The 15,812-nt window shown below is 60.0% G+C and carries 10 protein-coding genes; 4 read left to right on the top strand and 6 right to left on the bottom strand.

Annotated features, from left to right (window positions below):
* Positions 1 to 159 precede the first annotated feature (159 nt).
* Together glyA and AC1D1M_RS19015 are read right to left on the bottom strand one after the other, a co-directional pair.
* The gene (glyA, locus tag AC1D1M_RS19010; protein ID WP_223461054.1) at positions 160 to 1,413 is read right to left on the bottom strand and encodes a serine hydroxymethyltransferase; all 1,254 of its coding nucleotides are present in this window, start codon (positions 1,411 to 1,413) and stop codon (positions 160 to 162) included.
* A gap of 249 nt (positions 1,414 to 1,662) precedes the next feature.
* Entirely contained in the window at positions 1,663 to 5,511 is a 3,849-nt protein-coding gene (locus AC1D1M_RS19015) for a sensor domain-containing protein (protein ID WP_477776821.1), read from the bottom strand.
* A gap of 276 nt (positions 5,512 to 5,787) precedes the next feature.
* On the opposite strand from AC1D1M_RS19015, the gene ettA reads away from it, so the two are divergent.
* Both ettA and gdhA read left to right on the top strand, forming a co-directional pair.
* Complete coding sequence (gene ettA, locus AC1D1M_RS19020) at positions 5,788 to 7,452, top strand: energy-dependent translational throttle protein EttA (RefSeq protein ID WP_477776822.1); 1,665 nt, start codon at positions 5,788 to 5,790, stop codon at positions 7,450 to 7,452.
* Between the two features lie 303 nt (positions 7,453 to 7,755).
* Complete coding sequence (gdhA, locus tag AC1D1M_RS19025) at positions 7,756 to 9,093, top strand: NADP-specific glutamate dehydrogenase (protein ID WP_477776823.1); 1,338 nt, start codon at positions 7,756 to 7,758, stop codon at positions 9,091 to 9,093.
* A gap of 7 nt (positions 9,094 to 9,100) precedes the next feature.
* Here the strand turns inward: gdhA and AC1D1M_RS19030 are convergent, their stop codons facing one another.
* The 4 genes from AC1D1M_RS19030 to AC1D1M_RS19045 all read right to left on the bottom strand — a co-directional run bounded on the left by AC1D1M_RS19030 (position 9,101) and on the right by AC1D1M_RS19045 (position 12,451).
* Positions 9,101 to 9,595: a GreA/GreB family elongation factor gene (locus tag AC1D1M_RS19030; protein WP_477776824.1), complete on the bottom strand. Its 495-nt coding sequence runs from the start codon at positions 9,593 to 9,595 to the stop codon at positions 9,101 to 9,103.
* A gap of 70 nt (positions 9,596 to 9,665) precedes the next feature.
* Positions 9,666 to 9,830: a hypothetical protein gene (locus AC1D1M_RS19035; RefSeq protein ID WP_477776881.1), complete on the bottom strand. Its 165-nt coding sequence runs from the start codon at positions 9,828 to 9,830 to the stop codon at positions 9,666 to 9,668.
* 51 nt (positions 9,831 to 9,881) lie between these two features.
* The gene (locus tag AC1D1M_RS19040; RefSeq protein ID WP_477776825.1) at positions 9,882 to 11,735 is read right to left on the bottom strand and encodes an Lnb N-terminal periplasmic domain-containing protein; all 1,854 of its coding nucleotides are present in this window, start codon (positions 11,733 to 11,735) and stop codon (positions 9,882 to 9,884) included.
* Between the two features lie 227 nt (positions 11,736 to 11,962).
* Positions 11,963 to 12,451 (bottom strand): DUF3015 domain-containing protein, encoded by a 489-nt coding sequence (locus AC1D1M_RS19045; protein ID WP_007970900.1) that lies wholly within the window; start codon positions 12,449 to 12,451, stop codon positions 11,963 to 11,965.
* 254 nt (positions 12,452 to 12,705) lie between these two features.
* Between AC1D1M_RS19045 and AC1D1M_RS19050 the strand changes: the two genes are divergently transcribed.
* Together AC1D1M_RS19050 and AC1D1M_RS19055 are read left to right on the top strand one after the other, a co-directional pair.
* Complete coding sequence (locus AC1D1M_RS19050; RefSeq protein ID WP_477776826.1) at positions 12,706 to 15,144, top strand: Lon protease family protein; 2,439 nt, start codon at positions 12,706 to 12,708, stop codon at positions 15,142 to 15,144.
* Between the two features lie 322 nt (positions 15,145 to 15,466).
* On the top strand, positions 15,467 to 15,808 hold the full coding sequence (locus AC1D1M_RS19055) for a PA4575 family protein (RefSeq protein ID WP_218432480.1): 342 nt from the start codon (positions 15,467 to 15,469) through the stop codon (positions 15,806 to 15,808).
* Positions 15,809 to 15,812: the final 4 nt, after the last annotated feature.

The following is a 15,812-nucleotide window of genomic DNA, read 5'->3' on the forward strand; positions in this document are numbered from 1 at the left end:
TTGGGTGTTCGCAAGTAAAAATTAGAAAATTGGCATGACCGGTCTTACCAGTTGGTGAGTGAGCCCGGTTTAGAGCCTTTCCCCCGGCTGAATAAAAAACGGGCGAAAAAAAACCGGCCATCTCTGGCCGGTTTTTATAGCTACGGTTTAACGGGCTGATTAAGCGCCGTACACCGGCAGCTTCTTGCAGATGGCCTTGACCTTCTCACGAACGGCATCGATCACCGCTTCGTTGTTCAGGTCAGCCAGGATGTCGCAGATCCAGCCGGCCAGTTCCTTGCACTCTGCTTCCTTGAAGCCGCGAGTGGTCACAGCCGGAGTGCCGAAGCGCAGGCCTGAGGTGACGAACGGGGAGCGTGGGTCGTTTGGCACGGAGTTCTTGTTCACGGTGATGAACGCTTTGCCCAGAGCGGCGTCGGCGTCTTTACCGGAGATTTCCTGCTTGATCAGCGACAACAGGAACAGGTGGTTCTGAGTACCGCCGGAAACCACGTCGAAGCCGCGTTCGATGAACACGCCGGCCATGGCCTGGGCGTTCTTCACCACTTGTTGCTGGTAAACCTTGAACTCAGGCTGCAGTGCTTCCTTGAAGCAGATCGCCTTGGCTGCGATCACGTGCTCCAGTGGGCCGCCCTGGGCGCCCGGGAATACCGCGGAGTTCAGCTTCTTCTCGATGTCGGCGTTGGCGCGAGCCAGGATCAGGCCGCCACGTGGACCGCGCAGGGTCTTGTGGGTGGTGGTGGTCACGACGTCAGCGAATGGAACCGGGTTCGGGTAGACGCCAGCGGCTACCAGACCAGCCACGTGGGCCATGTCGACGAACAGGTAGGCACCTACCTTGTCGGCGATTGCACGGAAGCGCGGGAAGTCGAGGATCTGCGAGTAGGCAGAGAAACCGGCCACGATCATTTTCGGCTTGTGCTCGACAGCCAGGCGCTCGACTTCGTCGTAGTCGATCAGGCCGTTGGCGTCGATGCCGTACTGGATGGCGTTGTACAGCTTGCCGGAGGACGAAACGCTGGCACCGTGGGTCAGGTGACCACCGTGGGCCAGGCTCATGCCCAGGATGGTGTCGCCAGCCGACAGCAGGGCCAGGTAAACGGCGCTGTTGGCTTGCGAACCGGCGTGCGGCTGAACGTTGGCGTAGTCGGCGCCGAACAGCTCTTTGGCGCGATCGATAGCCAGCTGCTCTACGATGTCTACATACTCGCAACCACCGTAGTAGCGCTTGCCCGGGTAGCCTTCGGCGTACTTGTTGGTCAGTACCGAGCCTTGAGCTTCCATCACCGCAGGGCTGGTGTAGTTTTCCGAAGCGATCAGCTCAATGTGCTCTTCCTGGCGCTGAGCTTCTTGCTCCATGGCGGCAAAGAGATCGGCGTCGTACTTGGCAATAGTCAAATCACGGCTGAACATGGCGGTCCTCAAGGATCGGGGGCGGAAAAGGGGGGCATTCTAACCCAATGGCTTTTGGAAGGCATATGAAACGACATCATGTCGCAGACAAGTGGTGTTCATGCGGGGGTTAGCGGTGATCATGCCGGCCCAATCGCGAGCAAGCTCGCTCCCACAGGGCTCTCGGTTGTACACAAAGTGTACGAACACTGTAGATCCACTGTGGGAGCGAGCTTGCTCGCGATGAGGCCAGTAGCCGCGCCGCAAATTTCAATCAAACATGAACAGCGCATCATTGCTGAACTGCCCTTCGAACCGACCCGCCGGCATCGGACGGCCGAACAAGTAACCCTGCACCTCGTCGCAACCGTGCTCCCTCAGAAAATCAAGCTGCTCGTGGGTTTCCACGCCCTCAGCGATCACCGCCAGGTTCAGGCTGTGGGCCATGGCAATTATCGCCCGGGCGATCTGCGCATCCTGCTCACCCGACGGCAGGCCGTCGACGAAGGTGCGGTCGATCTTCAGTACGTCGATCGGGAACTGCTTGAGGTAGTTGAGCGATGAGTAACCGGTACCGAAATCGTCGACCGCAATGCTCAGACCGAGGTTTTTCAGGCCATCGAGGATCTGCATCGCCTCGCTGACTTCGCGCATCAGGATACTTTCGGTGAGTTCCAGTTCCAGGCACGCCGGCGGCAGGCTGGTTTCCTTGAGGATGGTGGCGATTCGCGTGCCGAGCTGGCCGTCGGAGAACTGCCGCGCCGAGATGTTCACCGACACCTTCGGCACCCGTACCTTGGCCTGGTGCCAGGCTTTGAGTTGGCGGCAGGCTTCGCTGATCACCCAGTCGCCGACATCCACCACCAGCCCGAGCTCTTCGAGCACCGGAATGAAATCCCCCGGCGGCACCAGGCCGCGGCGTGGATGGCGCCAGCGCAACAGTGCCTCGGCACCGGTCAGGCGCTTGCCGTCGCCGCTGAACTGCGGCTGGTAATACAGCACGAATTCGTTTTGTTCCAGGGCATGGCGCAAGTCACTTTCCAGTTCCAGGCGCTCCAGGGCGCTGGCGTTCATGTCCGCCTGATAGAACTGGAAGTTGTTCTTGCCACGCTCCTTGGCGTGGTACATCGCGGTGTCGGCGTTCTTCATCAACTGGCTGAGTTCGTTGCCGTCCTGCGGGCTCAGGGCGATACCGATACTGGCCGTGACGAAGAACTCACGGCCCTCGAGCACGAACGGTTTCACCAGGCTGGCGAGAATCTGTTCGGCCACATGAATTGCCCGGTTCAGGGCGATTTCACGGTTGGCTCGCGGTTGCAGGAGCAAGGTGAATTCGTCACCGCCCATACGCGCCACGGTGTCGTCATCGACGACGCAACCGAGCAGACGCGTGGCCATTTCCTTGAGCATGCGGTCGCCGGCGGCGTGGCCGAGGGAGTCGTTGATCGGCTTGAAGCGATCAAGATCGAGGAACATCAGCACCACCCACGACTTCTGCCGTTCGGCCGATTGCAATGCCGTGTGCAGGCGATCCTGGAACAGCGATCGGTTGGGCAGGTGGGTCAGGGCGTCGTAGTAGGCGAGGCGGTGAATCCGTTGCTCGCTGGCCTTGCGCTCGCTGATGTCGCTGAAGAAACACACATAGCTGGCCAGGTCGCCTTCGTCGTCGAGTACGGCGGTGATCCCGACCCAGGCCGGGTAGTGCTCGCCGTTGCGGCGCTTGAGCCAGACTTCGCCTTCCCAGGTGCTGTGCTGGCCCAATTGCTTGAGCACGTAGTGCAGGTGGGCTTCCTGTTGGTCGTCGACGGTCAGCATGTTCGGCAACTGGTCGAGGACCTGCTCCACGGCATAACCGCTGACACGACTGAAGGCTTCGTTGGCCTGGACGATGTAGCCGGCCGGGTCGGTGATCAGGATCGCCGAGGTCGAGTGTTCGAATACCGTGGCGGCCATGCGCAAGTCTTTTTCGGCCCGGCGTTGCTGGCTGATGTCGCGGCCGACGCCGAGCACGCCTTCGAACGTACCGTGTTCGTCCCAGACCAATACCAGGCGCAGTTCGATCGGAATCTTGCGCCCGTCGGCCCGCAGGCAGTCGAACAGGAACAGTTGGGTTTGCACCTGGCTGCGCAACAGCGCGAGTTGGTCCGGTTGATCCAGCGCTTTGCTGACCCGGTCCATCAGGTGGTAGATGCCGGTCAGTTGTTGCGGATTGGCAATGGTCGATTGCCAGCCGTTCTGGAAAATCCACTCGGCGTCGTAACCCAGCACCGCTTGCACCGAAGGGCTGACGTAATTGAGGTTAAGGCGGCTGTCGGTGGAGAAGATTACGTCGCTGATGCTTTCGGCGAGCATCCGGTAGCGCTGCTCGCTGTCGCGCAGGGATTCGCTGGCTTCGATCTGGTCGGTGATGTCCTTGGCCACGCCGATGATGCGCGTGACTTGATCGTCCTTGTCCCGCGCCAGTGCCTGCTCGCGAATCTCGAAGCGTCGCCACTGGCCGTCCCGATGGCGGAAGCGCAGCTGGCACTGCATCAATTGGCGATAACCGGCCTGGCGCTGGACCTGGCGGGAGCGATGGTAATAGTCGGCGTCTTCGGGATGCAGGAGGATTTCCCAGAAGTACTCGCCCATCTGGTGCAGTTCGGTACGGTTGTAACCCAGGGTCTGGCCCAGATGGTGGTTGCTGTAGATCATGCGCTGGCTGATCACATCCTGCACATACAGGTGATCCGGTACGGTGCGCACCACGTCCGACCAGAACCCTTCGCGCTCCTGCAATGACAGTTCGATGAGCTTGCGGCTGGTGATGTCGGTGATGCTCAGGATCACCGCTTTATAGTCGTCCTGGGTTTGCGGCAGGCGCAGCACCAGCCACAAATGCTGGTCGCGACCGCTGGCATCCTTGAGTTTGAATTCCAGCTCAAGCTGTTGCTGCTGGTTGAGCACCGCGTCGAGCACCTGGTTGCCGATGGCGGAACCGTCCTGCGGATGGCCGTCGATCAGCAGTTTCCAGGCTTTGTCGGCGCTATCGACATTAAGCAGTTGCAGCGCGACCTGGTTGACCTCGGTGATCCGCAGTTCCTTGAGCAATGGCCGGCGTTGCTCCGGGATCGCCAGCCACGCGTGCAGTTGTTCTCTGCCCTGCCGTTTTGCCTTGTCGAAAAAGACCTTGAGCCCGGACATGTCCAGGACACACAAAGCCACGCCGGTGCCTTCGAAAATGTCCTGATAACGCCGGCGGCCTTCGCTCAATTGGCGCTGACGCCGGCGCATGTTCAGCAAGGCGATGAACGGCAGCATGGAAAACGCCAGGCCCAGCAGGCATTTGCCGATGAACGCCGGTAGCAGTTCTTCCAGCACGCGCTGACGGTCGAACAAGCCGCGCAGTTGCCAATCGCTGCTGCTCAGCGGAACCGTCAGCACGCTGTTGGCGACATCGTCCTCGGTCAGCATGCCCGGATTGACCGAGGGCAGCGTTTCGTCGCGGCTTATGATCTGGTGATTGATGCGGTTCTCCACCAGCCACAACGGGCGGCCGCCGGCCTCACTTTGCTTGGTCAAGGACGAAAAGAAGGTGGGCGTCAGGCGCAAGGCCCAGTAGCCGCGGGAACTGCCGCTGGCCTGATGCAACAATAAATACACCACGGAGCCGTCGGTGGCATTGCTGAAATAGTGCGCCTGGGCGTGGCTGCGGCGTACCAGTTCACCCAGGTAGTCGCTGTCATCGCTGTCGGGAGCGCTGTCACTGATGACTCTTCCCGAGGGGCTGAGCAAAGTCAGGCTGCGCAGATCCGGCAGCGACTGTTGCAGCTTGCGCAGCAGGGCCTGCAGCTCATCGGCGTCCTGCGGTTGCTCGACGATCGGCAACAGGTTGAGGGCGATCTGCGCGTTGAGCGCCATGTTCAGGCTGACCTGCGCGGCCAGATCGGCGGTGTAATCGATGGTGTATTGACGCTGGTTTTTCTGGGTTTCGCGCAACTGATCGAGCAACTGCCAGAACAGCAGGGCCAGCAGCAATAATGCGAGTGTCGCCAAGGTGCCCTTCAAGGTCCCGCGCAGGGGGGGGCCAGGCTCTGTGGCCGGCGCACTGGAAGTCAGAGGCGGAGGGACTTTGGACAAGCTGTCATCCTGCGGTTTGGCTGGACTGGCGCGACGTGCACTATAAGCCGGACGCCCGAAGGGCGGCTAGCATGCCTTGAGTTGTGGCGAAGTGCCAGCCCCTGTCCGTCGGCTGGACTGCCACCGGTCATTAAGGTAGCTTTGCCGGTTACGCGGGAGCGTTCCAGCTCCTAGACTCAGACTTTTTCAGCGTCGCCTCTTACGGACGACGCGCACGGTCTGGCCGGGCATTGCCTGCGCTCCAATCATTCATCAGTCACTGACCCTAGGTTCTCCATGGCTCAATACGTATTCACCATGCATCGGCTGGGCAAAGTTGTTCCGCCGAAGCGGGAAATCCTGAAAAACATTTCTCTGTCCTTCTTCCCTGGCGCCAAGATCGGCGTACTCGGCCTCAACGGTTCGGGTAAGTCCACGCTGCTGAAAATCATGGCTGGCGTCGACACCGAGTTCGAGGGCGAAGCCCGTCCGATGCCGGAGCTGAACATCGGCTACCTGCCGCAGGAACCACAACTGGATCCGACCAAGACCGTGCGTGAAGTGGTCGAGGAAGCGGTCAGCGTGATCAAGGACGCCCAGGCGCGCCTGGACGAGGTCTACGCGGCCTACGCCGATCCGGATGCCGACTTCGACAAGCTGGCGGCCGAACAGGCCAAGCTCGAAGCCATCCTGCAAGCCAGCGACGGCCATAACCTGGAGCGTCAGCTGGAAGTTGCCGCCGATGCGCTGCGTCTGCCGGCCTGGGATGCCAAGGTCGAAGTTCTGTCCGGTGGTGAAAAGCGTCGTGTGGCCCTGTGCCGCCTGCTGCTGTCCGCACCGGACATGCTGCTGCTCGACGAACCCACCAACCACCTGGACGCCGACTCCGTTGCGTGGCTCGAGCACTTCCTGCACGACTTCCCAGGCACTGTGGTAGCGATCACGCACGACCGTTACTTCCTGGACAACGTTGCCGGCTGGATTCTGGAACTCGACCGCGGTGCGGGCATTCCATACGAGGGCAACTATTCGGGTTGGCTGGAAGCCAAGTCCGATCGTCTGGCTGCCGAATCCAAGCAGCAGTCGGCCCACGAAAAAGCCATGAAGGAAGAACTGGAGTGGGTGCGCAAAGGCGCCAAGGCCCGCCAGTCGAAATCCAAGGCACGTTTGCAACGCTTCGAAGAAATGCAATCCCAGGAATTCCAGAAGCGCAGCGAGACCAACGAGATCTACATCCCGGCCGGTCCGCGCCTGGGCGACAAGGTCATCGAATTCAAGAACGTCACCAAGGGTTACGGCGATCGCGTGTTGATCGACAACCTGTCGTTCTCCATGCCTAAAGGCGCCATCGTCGGCGTGATCGGCGGTAACGGTGCCGGTAAGTCGACCCTGTTCCGCATGTTGATGGGCAAGGAAACGCCGGATTCGGGCAGCATCGAAGTCGGTGAAACCGTGCAGCTTGCTTGTGTGGATCAGAGCCGCGAGGACCTGGACGGCAGCAAGACCGTGTTCCAGCAGATCTCCGACGGTTCCGACCAGATCCGCATCGGCAACTACGAAATCCCGTCGCGTACCTACGTCGGTCGCTTCAACTTCAAGGGCGGCGATCAGCAGAAGTTCGTCAAGGACCTGTCCGGTGGTGAGCGCGGTCGCTTGCACCTGGCCCTGACCCTGAAAGAGGGCGGCAACGTCCTGCTGCTCGACGAACCGTCCAACGACCTCGACGTTGAAACCCTGCGTTCCCTGGAAGAAGCCCTGCTGGACTTCCCGGGCGCCGCCATTGTGATCTCCCACGACCGGTGGTTCCTTGACCGCGTCGCGACTCACATCCTGGCGTACGAAGACGACTCGCAAGCGGTGTTCTTCGAAGGCAACTACACCGAGTACGAAGCCGACCGTAGAAAGCGCCTCGGCGAAGCGGCTGCCCAGCCGCATCGTGTACGCTACAAGAAGCTGGCCTGATTTCGGGTTGGTTGCATAAAGAGCGGAGCCTTCGGGCTCCGTTTTTTTTGCCTGTGTTTTTTCAATGATTCTGCGGCGCGGCTATCGCGAACCTGCTCGTGATAGCCGGTTTGCTGATGGTGCAGGATTTGAATTGTGAATCCCCATTCAGGTGCAAATATGCTCAAAAAACCGGATTAATTTATATCCTGTGCACCATTTAATTTCATAACTGCGACATTTTGCGCTGTTCCTGTGCGCGAATCGTTTGTTACAGTCCGGCTCAATCTCCTCCAACGACAATAAATTTGCCGAGACTTTTCCATGATCGAATCCGTCGAATCCTTCCTTGCGCGCCTGAAAAAACGCGACCCGGATCAACCCGAATTCCACCAGGCTGTAGAAGAAGTCCTGCGCAGTCTGTGGCCGTTTCTTGAAGCCAACCCGCATTACCTGACCTCGGGCATTCTGGAGCGCATCTGCGAGCCGGAGCGGGCGGTGGTGTTTCGCGTGTCGTGGGTCGACGATCAGGGCATGGTCCAGGTCAATCGCGGTTTCCGCATCCAGATGAACAGCGCAATCGGCCCGTACAAGGGCGGCCTGCGTTTCCACCCGTCAGTAAACCTGGGCGTGCTGAAATTCCTCGCCTTCGAACAGACCTTCAAAAACTCCCTGACTTCATTGCCCATGGGCGGCGGCAAGGGCGGGTCGGACTTTGACCCCAAAGGTAAAAGCGACGCGGAAGTCATGCGCTTCTGCCAGGCCTTTATGAGCGAGTTGTACCGCCACATTGGTGCCGACGTTGACGTGCCGGCCGGGGACATCGGTGTCGGCGCGCGGGAGATCGGTTTCCTGTTCGGCCAGTACAAGCGCCTGAGCAACCAGTTCACCAGCGTGCTGACCGGTAAAGGCCCAAGCTACGGCGGCAGCCTGATTCGCCCGGAAGCCACCGGTTTCGGTTGCGTGTACTTCGCCGAAGAAATGCTCAAGCGCCGCGGTTTGGCAGTCGAGGGCAAGCGCGTGGCAGTCTCCGGCTCCGGCAACGTTGCGCAATACGCCGCGCGCAAGGTCATGGACCTGGGCGGCAAAGTGATTTCGCTGTCCGACTCCGAAGGCACGTTGTATTGCGAAAGCGGTTTGACCGAGGAGCAATGGCTGGCGGTGCTGGAACTGAAAAACGTACAGCGCGGGCGTATCCGTGAACTGGCCGGCCGTTTTGGCCTGGAGTTCCGCGCAGGTGAGCTGCCATGGAGCCTGAGCTGCGATATCGCGCTGCCTTGTGCGACGCAAAACGAACTGGATGCCGAAGCCGCTCGCACCTTGCTGCGCAATGGCTGCATCTGCGTGGCCGAAGGCGCGAACATGCCGACCACCCTTGAGGCAGTGGACCTGTTCATCGAAGCCGACGTTCTGTTTGCGCCGGGCAAGGCATCCAACGCCGGCGGTGTGGCGGTGAGCGGGCTGGAAATGTCGCAGAACGCCATGCGCCTGGCGTGGACCGGTGGCGAAGTGGACAGCAAGTTGCACGCGATCATGCAGTCGATTCACCATGCTTGTGTGCATTACGGCGAAGAGAACGGCCGGGTCAATTACGTTAAAGGCGCGAACATCGCCGGCTTCGTGAAGGTCGCCGATGCCATGCTGGCCCAAGGCGTCGTTTAGGCGAAGCCTACGCCGGTTCGATACGAATCACTTCTATCAGTTGATCCCCGGCGGGGCGCTGCCACAGCACTTCGTCGTTGAGTCGTGCACCGAGCAGTGCCCGACCCAGCGGCGAACTCCAGTTGATCAGGCCGTGGGCTGCATCGGCCTGATCTTCGCCCACCAGTTGTACCCGGCGTTCGGTGGCATGTTCGTCGGCGTAAGTCACCCAACTGCCGATTTGCACTTTCTCGGTCGAGGTCGCAGCGAGTACGACCTGAGCGCTGCCCAGGCGCTGCTTGAAGTAACGCAGATCACGTTCGAGATCGGCCAGGCGCTGTTTGTCCGCCTGCTCGCCTTTTGCCGATTGCTCGGCATGCAGGGTTTGCAGTTCGGCGACTTTGTCCTGCAACAGCTTCAGGCCTTGCGGTGTGACGTAATTGGGCTGCGCGCTGACCTGCCGTTCGACAGGCTGATCGGCTTGCGCGGTGGCGTTATCTTCATTGACGAAGGCACGGCTCATGGAGTTCTCCCGGTATAGGGTTTGGGTCATGGTCGCAGGCATCTGGTTTCACTGGATGTCTGAAAGCGACTTACGGCGAGCGATAGGCCCGGACGGCGTCCTGATCCTTCTGTTGCTGCCAGGCTTTGTCCCGTTCCTCCAGATGACTGTTGCGCTCATCCCCGCGGTCCTGGATACGCCGCCCATAGAGAAAGTCTAGAAGTGGATTCGTCGGGTGGTTGTGAAAGGTGTGCATGCATTATGTCGAGCGCCACACAACCCCTGTGGGAGTTGCGTTGCATTCGGGTCAGTAGTGATACCACTTCAGCTCAAGCATCACTTCGTTCTCGGGCGTCGCCAAATGGCTGAACTCGCGCCGGGCGCTCAAGCGCAGTCCGAGATTGCGGGATATTTCCCATTGCTGATTCAGGCTCAGACTACGACGCACTTCGCCATTGCTGAAAAAATCCCCCTTGGCTTCCAGGCTCAAGTTGCCCAGCGGGTTTTTCCACAGCACACCACTGTTGAAGCCAGCGGCCGGTGCGATGAACGCGGCGAAGTCGTTGTTGTGCTCGATACGCACGGTGCCCAGGGCAAAGCCGAGCAGATCGTCGCCCAGTTGCCAGGTGCCGCCGCCGCCACCGTTGACGTGGCTGACCAGGGTCTGGTCATCGTGCTTGCCCGGCACCCGCTCCAGACCACCTGTGACTTGCCATGACAGCGGTTGCAGCAGCTCGTTACGCGGGGTCAGGGAGCGAATGGTCGCCAGGTCCAGTTGCTGCATTTGCCAGTCATTACCTTCGTACTGGCGCAGTTTCAATTGCAGGATTTCGATCTGCGCGCCAAGGGGAAAGCTTTTGTTGTTGTCATTGAGGTCGTGATAAGCCATACGCAAGCCGTACTCGCCAAAGGCCTTATCTCCACGGCTGCCGAGGCCGAGCTGCCAGGTACGGGACTCGTGACCGTCTTCAGGCAGGCCCGGTTGCGGGATATCCAGCTCCGGTGCCGGGTTCTGGTTGATTGCCCGCAGCAGTTCGAAGCTGCGCTGGGCGCGCGCCGGGTCGCGTTCCTGGCCGTTGGCGCGATAACGCTCCAGACGATAGGCCGCATCGATGATCAGCGCCTGACGGTCGCGGGGTTGTGCCTTGAAGGCCGGGTCCTGCAATTGTTTCTGATCGGCGCTGACTTTCAGCACCCATTGCTGCTCTTCAGGGTTCAACGGCTCGGCGCGGCTGAGCAACTCACGCTCTCGGGACGGACGATACTGGATGGACTCCACCAGTCCGGCATTTTTCACGGCTTTGACCGTGTCGGTCGGGATGGCGGTGAGCGGGAATTGCTCGGTCAGGCGCAGGCCCGGGCGGGCCACTTGCAGCAGTTCCAGCAAGCGGTATGAGCAGTTTTCGTCGAAGAAGAAATAGTCGAACTTGATCTGCTTCAGCTCCCAGACGTGCTCGACCATGCGCGCGGTTTCCTGCTGGGTCAGGTTCAGGCGGTATTCCCACAGGTCGCGGTTTTCCAGGCTGCGGTATTCCGAGAGCTTTTCCTGATAGGGCACCATCGCGAACAGGCCGGGATAGCCGCCCATCAGGCCTTTCCAGGCATAGAGGATGCTGTTGTCCGAGCCCTCGATGTAGGCGCCGAAGTTGATCGCGTAACTGAGCAGCGAAGTCTTGTCGCTCTTCACTTCGGCCTGATCGATGCGCAGCAGGGTGTGGCCAAACATCGAGGACGGGCTGTTCAGGTAAGCCGCCGGAAATATCATCACCGCACTGTCGGGCGAGACGTCCTTGAACCATTGTTTGAATTCAGCGCAGGCCGGCGTCGGCAGTCCGCTCAGGCTGAGTTGTTCTTTCAGCCAGCGGGTGCGGGCCGGGTAGACACATTGCGCGTGCTTTTCACCGGCACTGGCCGGGGCGTACAAGGCTTGTACAGTCGCCGCCAGTTCATGGTCCGGATGTTCATTGCCGTCAGCGGCGAGGAAGAATTTCCGGTCGCTGACATAACTGCGCCAGCCGCCGAGCTTGGCGGTTTCGTAATGGCCCAGGGATATCCAGAAAGGGTCGTTGGCCAGTTGCTGCAAACGTTGTGGGTCGATTTGAGGCGCGGCGGACAGCGGGGTGCAGACAAACAGCGCCAGCCAGGCAAGGCGTTTGAGCATAGATGGCAACTTAACTCGAAAAAAAATAAGCCCTGTGGGTGCCATTTACCTGTAGGAGCTGGCTTGCCAGCGATGGCTTCAACGGCGCTGTGTTTATCCAGTAAACACGCGTGATCGTTAACGACCATCGCTGGCAAGCCAGCTCCTACAGTCAAGCGGTATTACCCAAAAAGAGGCAGGTCCAAAAAACAAAATCCGCTTCCCGAAAGAAGCGGGGCGGGTCGAGCTTAAGCTTGAGTCGCGTACTTGGCCAGACGAGGGTCGGCTTTGAGCACGGCCAGGGTATTGGTATGCACGTCTTCGGCAGTCACGTCAGCCTTGCTGAAGATCTGCTGGAAGTGCTCGTGAGTGACGGCGGCGAAGTGAGCACGGTCTTCCGGCGCCACGCCCAGTACCACGGCATAGGTGGTCAGCGCCTCTCCCTGACCTTTGGCCATGTCTTCGGACAGCTCGTTCATCATGCCATTCATGGCAAACCAGGATTTGCCGCCATAGGTCAGCGACGCATTGGTCGCGCAACCGTTGGTGCCGGAGGTCATGCCGAAGGTTGCGTTGCCGGAGGTGCCGTTGGTGGTGGATGCCAGGAAGTGAGCTGGAGTACCACGCTGACCTTCGAACAGCATGTTGCCCCAACCGCAATCCGGGCCGCCCGGCGCCTGAGCCATGGCGTTGATGGATACAGCAGTGAAGAGAGTACCGAGAAGAATCCGTTTCATAGCTTTGTTCTCTTTATGTGCATACCAATGGACAAGTGGGCCGGTCATTAGTCCAGCCGCGCAGTCTGGAGTTTAGGCACGATCACCGGGCTCCGTGATTTTTTACAAAACATTCATGGGAAACCGCGGCGCAAGCCCGGCCCGCCTGGGGTTGGCGGATTGACGATGCTCAGGCCTGCGGCGCTCCTTGCCAGTCGGGCATGGGCAGCGCCAGAATGCTGCCATCTGCCCCGCCTGATTGTTAAGGAAGCCCGATGCCTGATCCTGTTGCTGCCAGCTTGCGTCTGTCGCCCGAAGCGCTGACCCGTCCGTTTTCCGCTGAACAGTTCAGCTTCTCTACCACCAATGATCTGGAGCCCTTTCGCGGTGTGCTTGGCCAGGAACGTGCGGTCGAAGCCTTGCAGTTCGGTGTGGCCATGCCACGCCCCGGTTACAACGTATTCGTCATGGGCGAGCCCGGCACTGGCCGGTTCTCGTTCGTCAAACGCTACCTCAAGGCCGAAGGCAAGCGCCTGCAGACCCCGGCGGACTGGGTCTATGTCAACAATTTCGATGAGCCGCGCGAACCACGTGCCCTGGAATTGCCATCGGGCACTGCCGGTAACTTCATTGGTGATATCAACGGTCTGATCGACAACCTGCTGGCGACCTTTCCGGCAGTCTTCGAGCATCCGTCTTACCAGCAGAAGAAAAGCGCCATTGACCGCGCCTTCAACCAGCGCTACGACAAGGCGCTGGACGTCATCGAGCGTCTGGCACTGGAAAAGGACGTCGCGCTCTACCGCGACGCCAGCAATATCGCCTTCACCCCAATGGGCGACGGCAAGGCGTTGGACGAAGCTGAATTCGCACAACTGCCGGAAGCCGAGCGCGATCGCTTCCACGAGGATATTTCCGTGCTGGAGGAACGCCTGAACGAAGAGCTCGCCAGCCTGCCGCAATGGAAGCGCGAATCGAGTAACCAACTGCGTCATCTGAACGAAGAAACCATCACCCTGGCCTTGCAGCCATTGTTGTCACCATTGTCGGAGAAGTACGCCGAGAACGCCGCGGTATGTGGTTATCTGCAAGCCATGCAGGTGTACTTGCTCAAGACCGTGGTCGAGCAACTGGTGGACGACAGCAAGACCGACGCTGTCGCCCGCAAGTTGCTGGAAGAACAATACGCGCCGAGCCTGGTGGTCGGTCATTCGGCCAGCGGCGGTGCGCCGGTGGTGTTCGAGCCGCACCCGACCTATGAAAACCTCTTCGGTCGTATCGAATACAGCACCGACCAGGGCGCTCTGTACACCACCTACCGCCAACTGCGGCCGGGTGCCTTGCATCGGGCCAACGGTGGTTTCCTGATCCTTGAAGCGGACAAGATGCTCAGCGAGCCATTCGTGTGGGATGCGCTGAAACGTGCCCTGCAATCGCGCAAGCTGAAAATGGAATCGCCGCTGGGCGAGATGGGGCGTTTCGCGACCGTCACCCTTACGCCGCAGCATATTCCGTTGCAGGTCAAAGTCGTCATCATCGGCGCCCGTCAGCTGTATTACACGCTGCAAGACCTCGATCCGGACTTCCAGGAAATGTTCCGCGTCCTGGTGGATTTCGATGAAGACATCCCGATGGTCGACGAGAGCCTGGAGCAGTTCGCCCAGTTGCTCAAAACCCGTACTTCCGAAGAAGGCATGGCGCCGCTCACTGCCGATGCGGTGGCACGCCTGGCGACTTACAGTGCGCGTCTGGCCGAACACCAGGGGCGCTTGTCGGCCCGTATCGGTGACTTGTTCCAACTGGTCAGCGAGGCGGATTTCATTCGTCACCTGGCTGGTGATGAAATGACCGACGCCGGGCACATCGAGCGTGCACTCAAGGCCAAGGCCACGCGGACTGGGCGGGTTTCGGCGCGGATTCTCGATGACATGCTGGCCGGGATCATCCTGATCGACACCGCGGGCGCGGCGGTCGGCAAGTGCAACGGCTTGACGGTGCTGGAAGTCGGTGATTCGGCCTTTGGTATACCTGCGCGGATTTCCGCCACGGTGTACCCCGGCGGCAGCGGCATTGTCGACATCGAGCGCGAGGTCAACCTCGGCCAGCCTATCCACTCCAAAGGCGTGATGATCCTAACCGGTTATCTGGGCAGTCGTTACGCCCAGGAGTTTCCGCTGGCGATTTCCGCGAGCATCGCCCTGGAGCAATCCTACGGTTATGTCGATGGCGACAGTGCTTCCCTGGGCGAGGCCTGCACCCTGATCTCGGCCTTGTCGAAAACCCCGCTCAAGCAGTGCTTTGCCATCACCGGTTCGATCAACCAGTTCGGCGAAGTGCAGGCGGTCGGCGGAGTCAACGAGAAGATCGAGGGCTTCTTCCGTCTGTGCGAAGCCCGCGGGTTGACCGGCGAGCAGGGAGCAATCATTCCTCATGCCAACGTCGCCACGCTGATGCTCGACGAGAAGGTGCTGGCGGCGGTGCGTGCGGGGCAGTTCCATGTCTACGCGGTCCGTCAGGCCGACGAAGCCTTGAGTTTGCTGGTCGGCGAGCCGGCCGGCGAGCCGAACGAGAATGGCGAATTCCCTGAAGGCAGCGTGAACGCACGGGTCGTGGAGCGCCTACGGGTTATCGCGGAAATGATCAGCGAAGATGATCTGAAGGAAGCCGAGAAAGAGTTGGCGCAAGAGGCGTTGGCGGAAACCAAGCCGGCCTGATGCATCGTTGATCTGAAACTATGCAATCCCCTGTGGGAGCGAGCTTGCTCGCGATAGCGGACTTTCATTCGACCAATAGGTTGAATGTTCGACCGCCATCGCGAGCAAGCTCGCTCCCACATTTTTTTTGTGGTGAGCGTCGAAAAGCGTCATCGAAATGGCGTCAATATTCACACCGTGACCATTCGGCGCCTTTCGGTCTCACCCGGCCTGCAAGGCAGACTTTTCTTCTATTCTCAGCTCAAGGATATCGACAGTAATCACAGGATCGAAACAGCCTTCACATGGGGGCTGAATACCGGATCTACCGAGGGTCGCCGCCATGTCGCGCAACCTCTGCCTCACCCGTCAATGCCTGGGCCTTGAGACCCGTATAGAGTGTGCCATCCGTCCGTTGGCGGGAGATACGGGCATGTGGACTCTGCTGTTCGCCGCCGGAATGGCCGGCGAACAACCTTCGGCCATCAAGGCCCAAGGCCCGTTTCACGGTCCGTTCGTCGCTGAATCAATCCTCGACACCATCGTTGAAAGCCTGACTTTGCACGGCTACGAGTTGGCCAACGATCCGCAAATCTGGTGCCTGCACCTGCAAGCCCAGTTGCGGGAAATCAACGGTGGTCGCTGCCGAAACATGGGCGGCTTCGAGTTTCACCCCGAGCACTGAGTCG

It is taken from the genome of Pseudomonas sp. P1_F7, from assembly GCF_056405655.1.

Excerpts from the sequence above, each read along its gene's own strand:
- AC1D1M_RS19030 (WP_477776824.1), bottom strand. The coding sequence starts at position 9,595 with ATGAGCCGTGCCTTCGTCAATGAAGATAACGCCACCGCGCAAGCCGAT.
- AC1D1M_RS19050 (WP_477776826.1), top strand. The coding sequence starts at position 12,706 with ATGCCTGATCCTGTTGCTGCCAGCTTGCGTCTGTCGCCCGAAGCGCTG.
- ettA (WP_477776822.1), top strand. The coding sequence starts at position 5,788 with ATGGCTCAATACGTATTCACCATGCATCGGCTGGGCAAAGTTGTTCCG.
- glyA (WP_223461054.1), bottom strand. The coding sequence starts at position 1,413 with ATGTTCAGCCGTGATTTGACTATTGCCAAGTACGACGCCGATCTCTTT.
- AC1D1M_RS19045 (WP_007970900.1), bottom strand. The coding sequence starts at position 12,451 with ATGAAACGGATTCTTCTCGGTACTCTCTTCACTGCTGTATCCATCAAC.
- gdhA (WP_477776823.1), top strand. The coding sequence starts at position 7,756 with ATGATCGAATCCGTCGAATCCTTCCTTGCGCGCCTGAAAAAACGCGAC.
- AC1D1M_RS19040 (WP_477776825.1), bottom strand. The coding sequence starts at position 11,735 with ATGCTCAAACGCCTTGCCTGGCTGGCGCTGTTTGTCTGCACCCCGCTG.
- AC1D1M_RS19035 (WP_477776881.1), bottom strand. The coding sequence starts at position 9,830 with ATGCACACCTTTCACAACCACCCGACGAATCCACTTCTAGACTTTCTC.
- AC1D1M_RS19055 (WP_218432480.1), top strand. The coding sequence starts at position 15,467 with ATGTCGCGCAACCTCTGCCTCACCCGTCAATGCCTGGGCCTTGAGACC.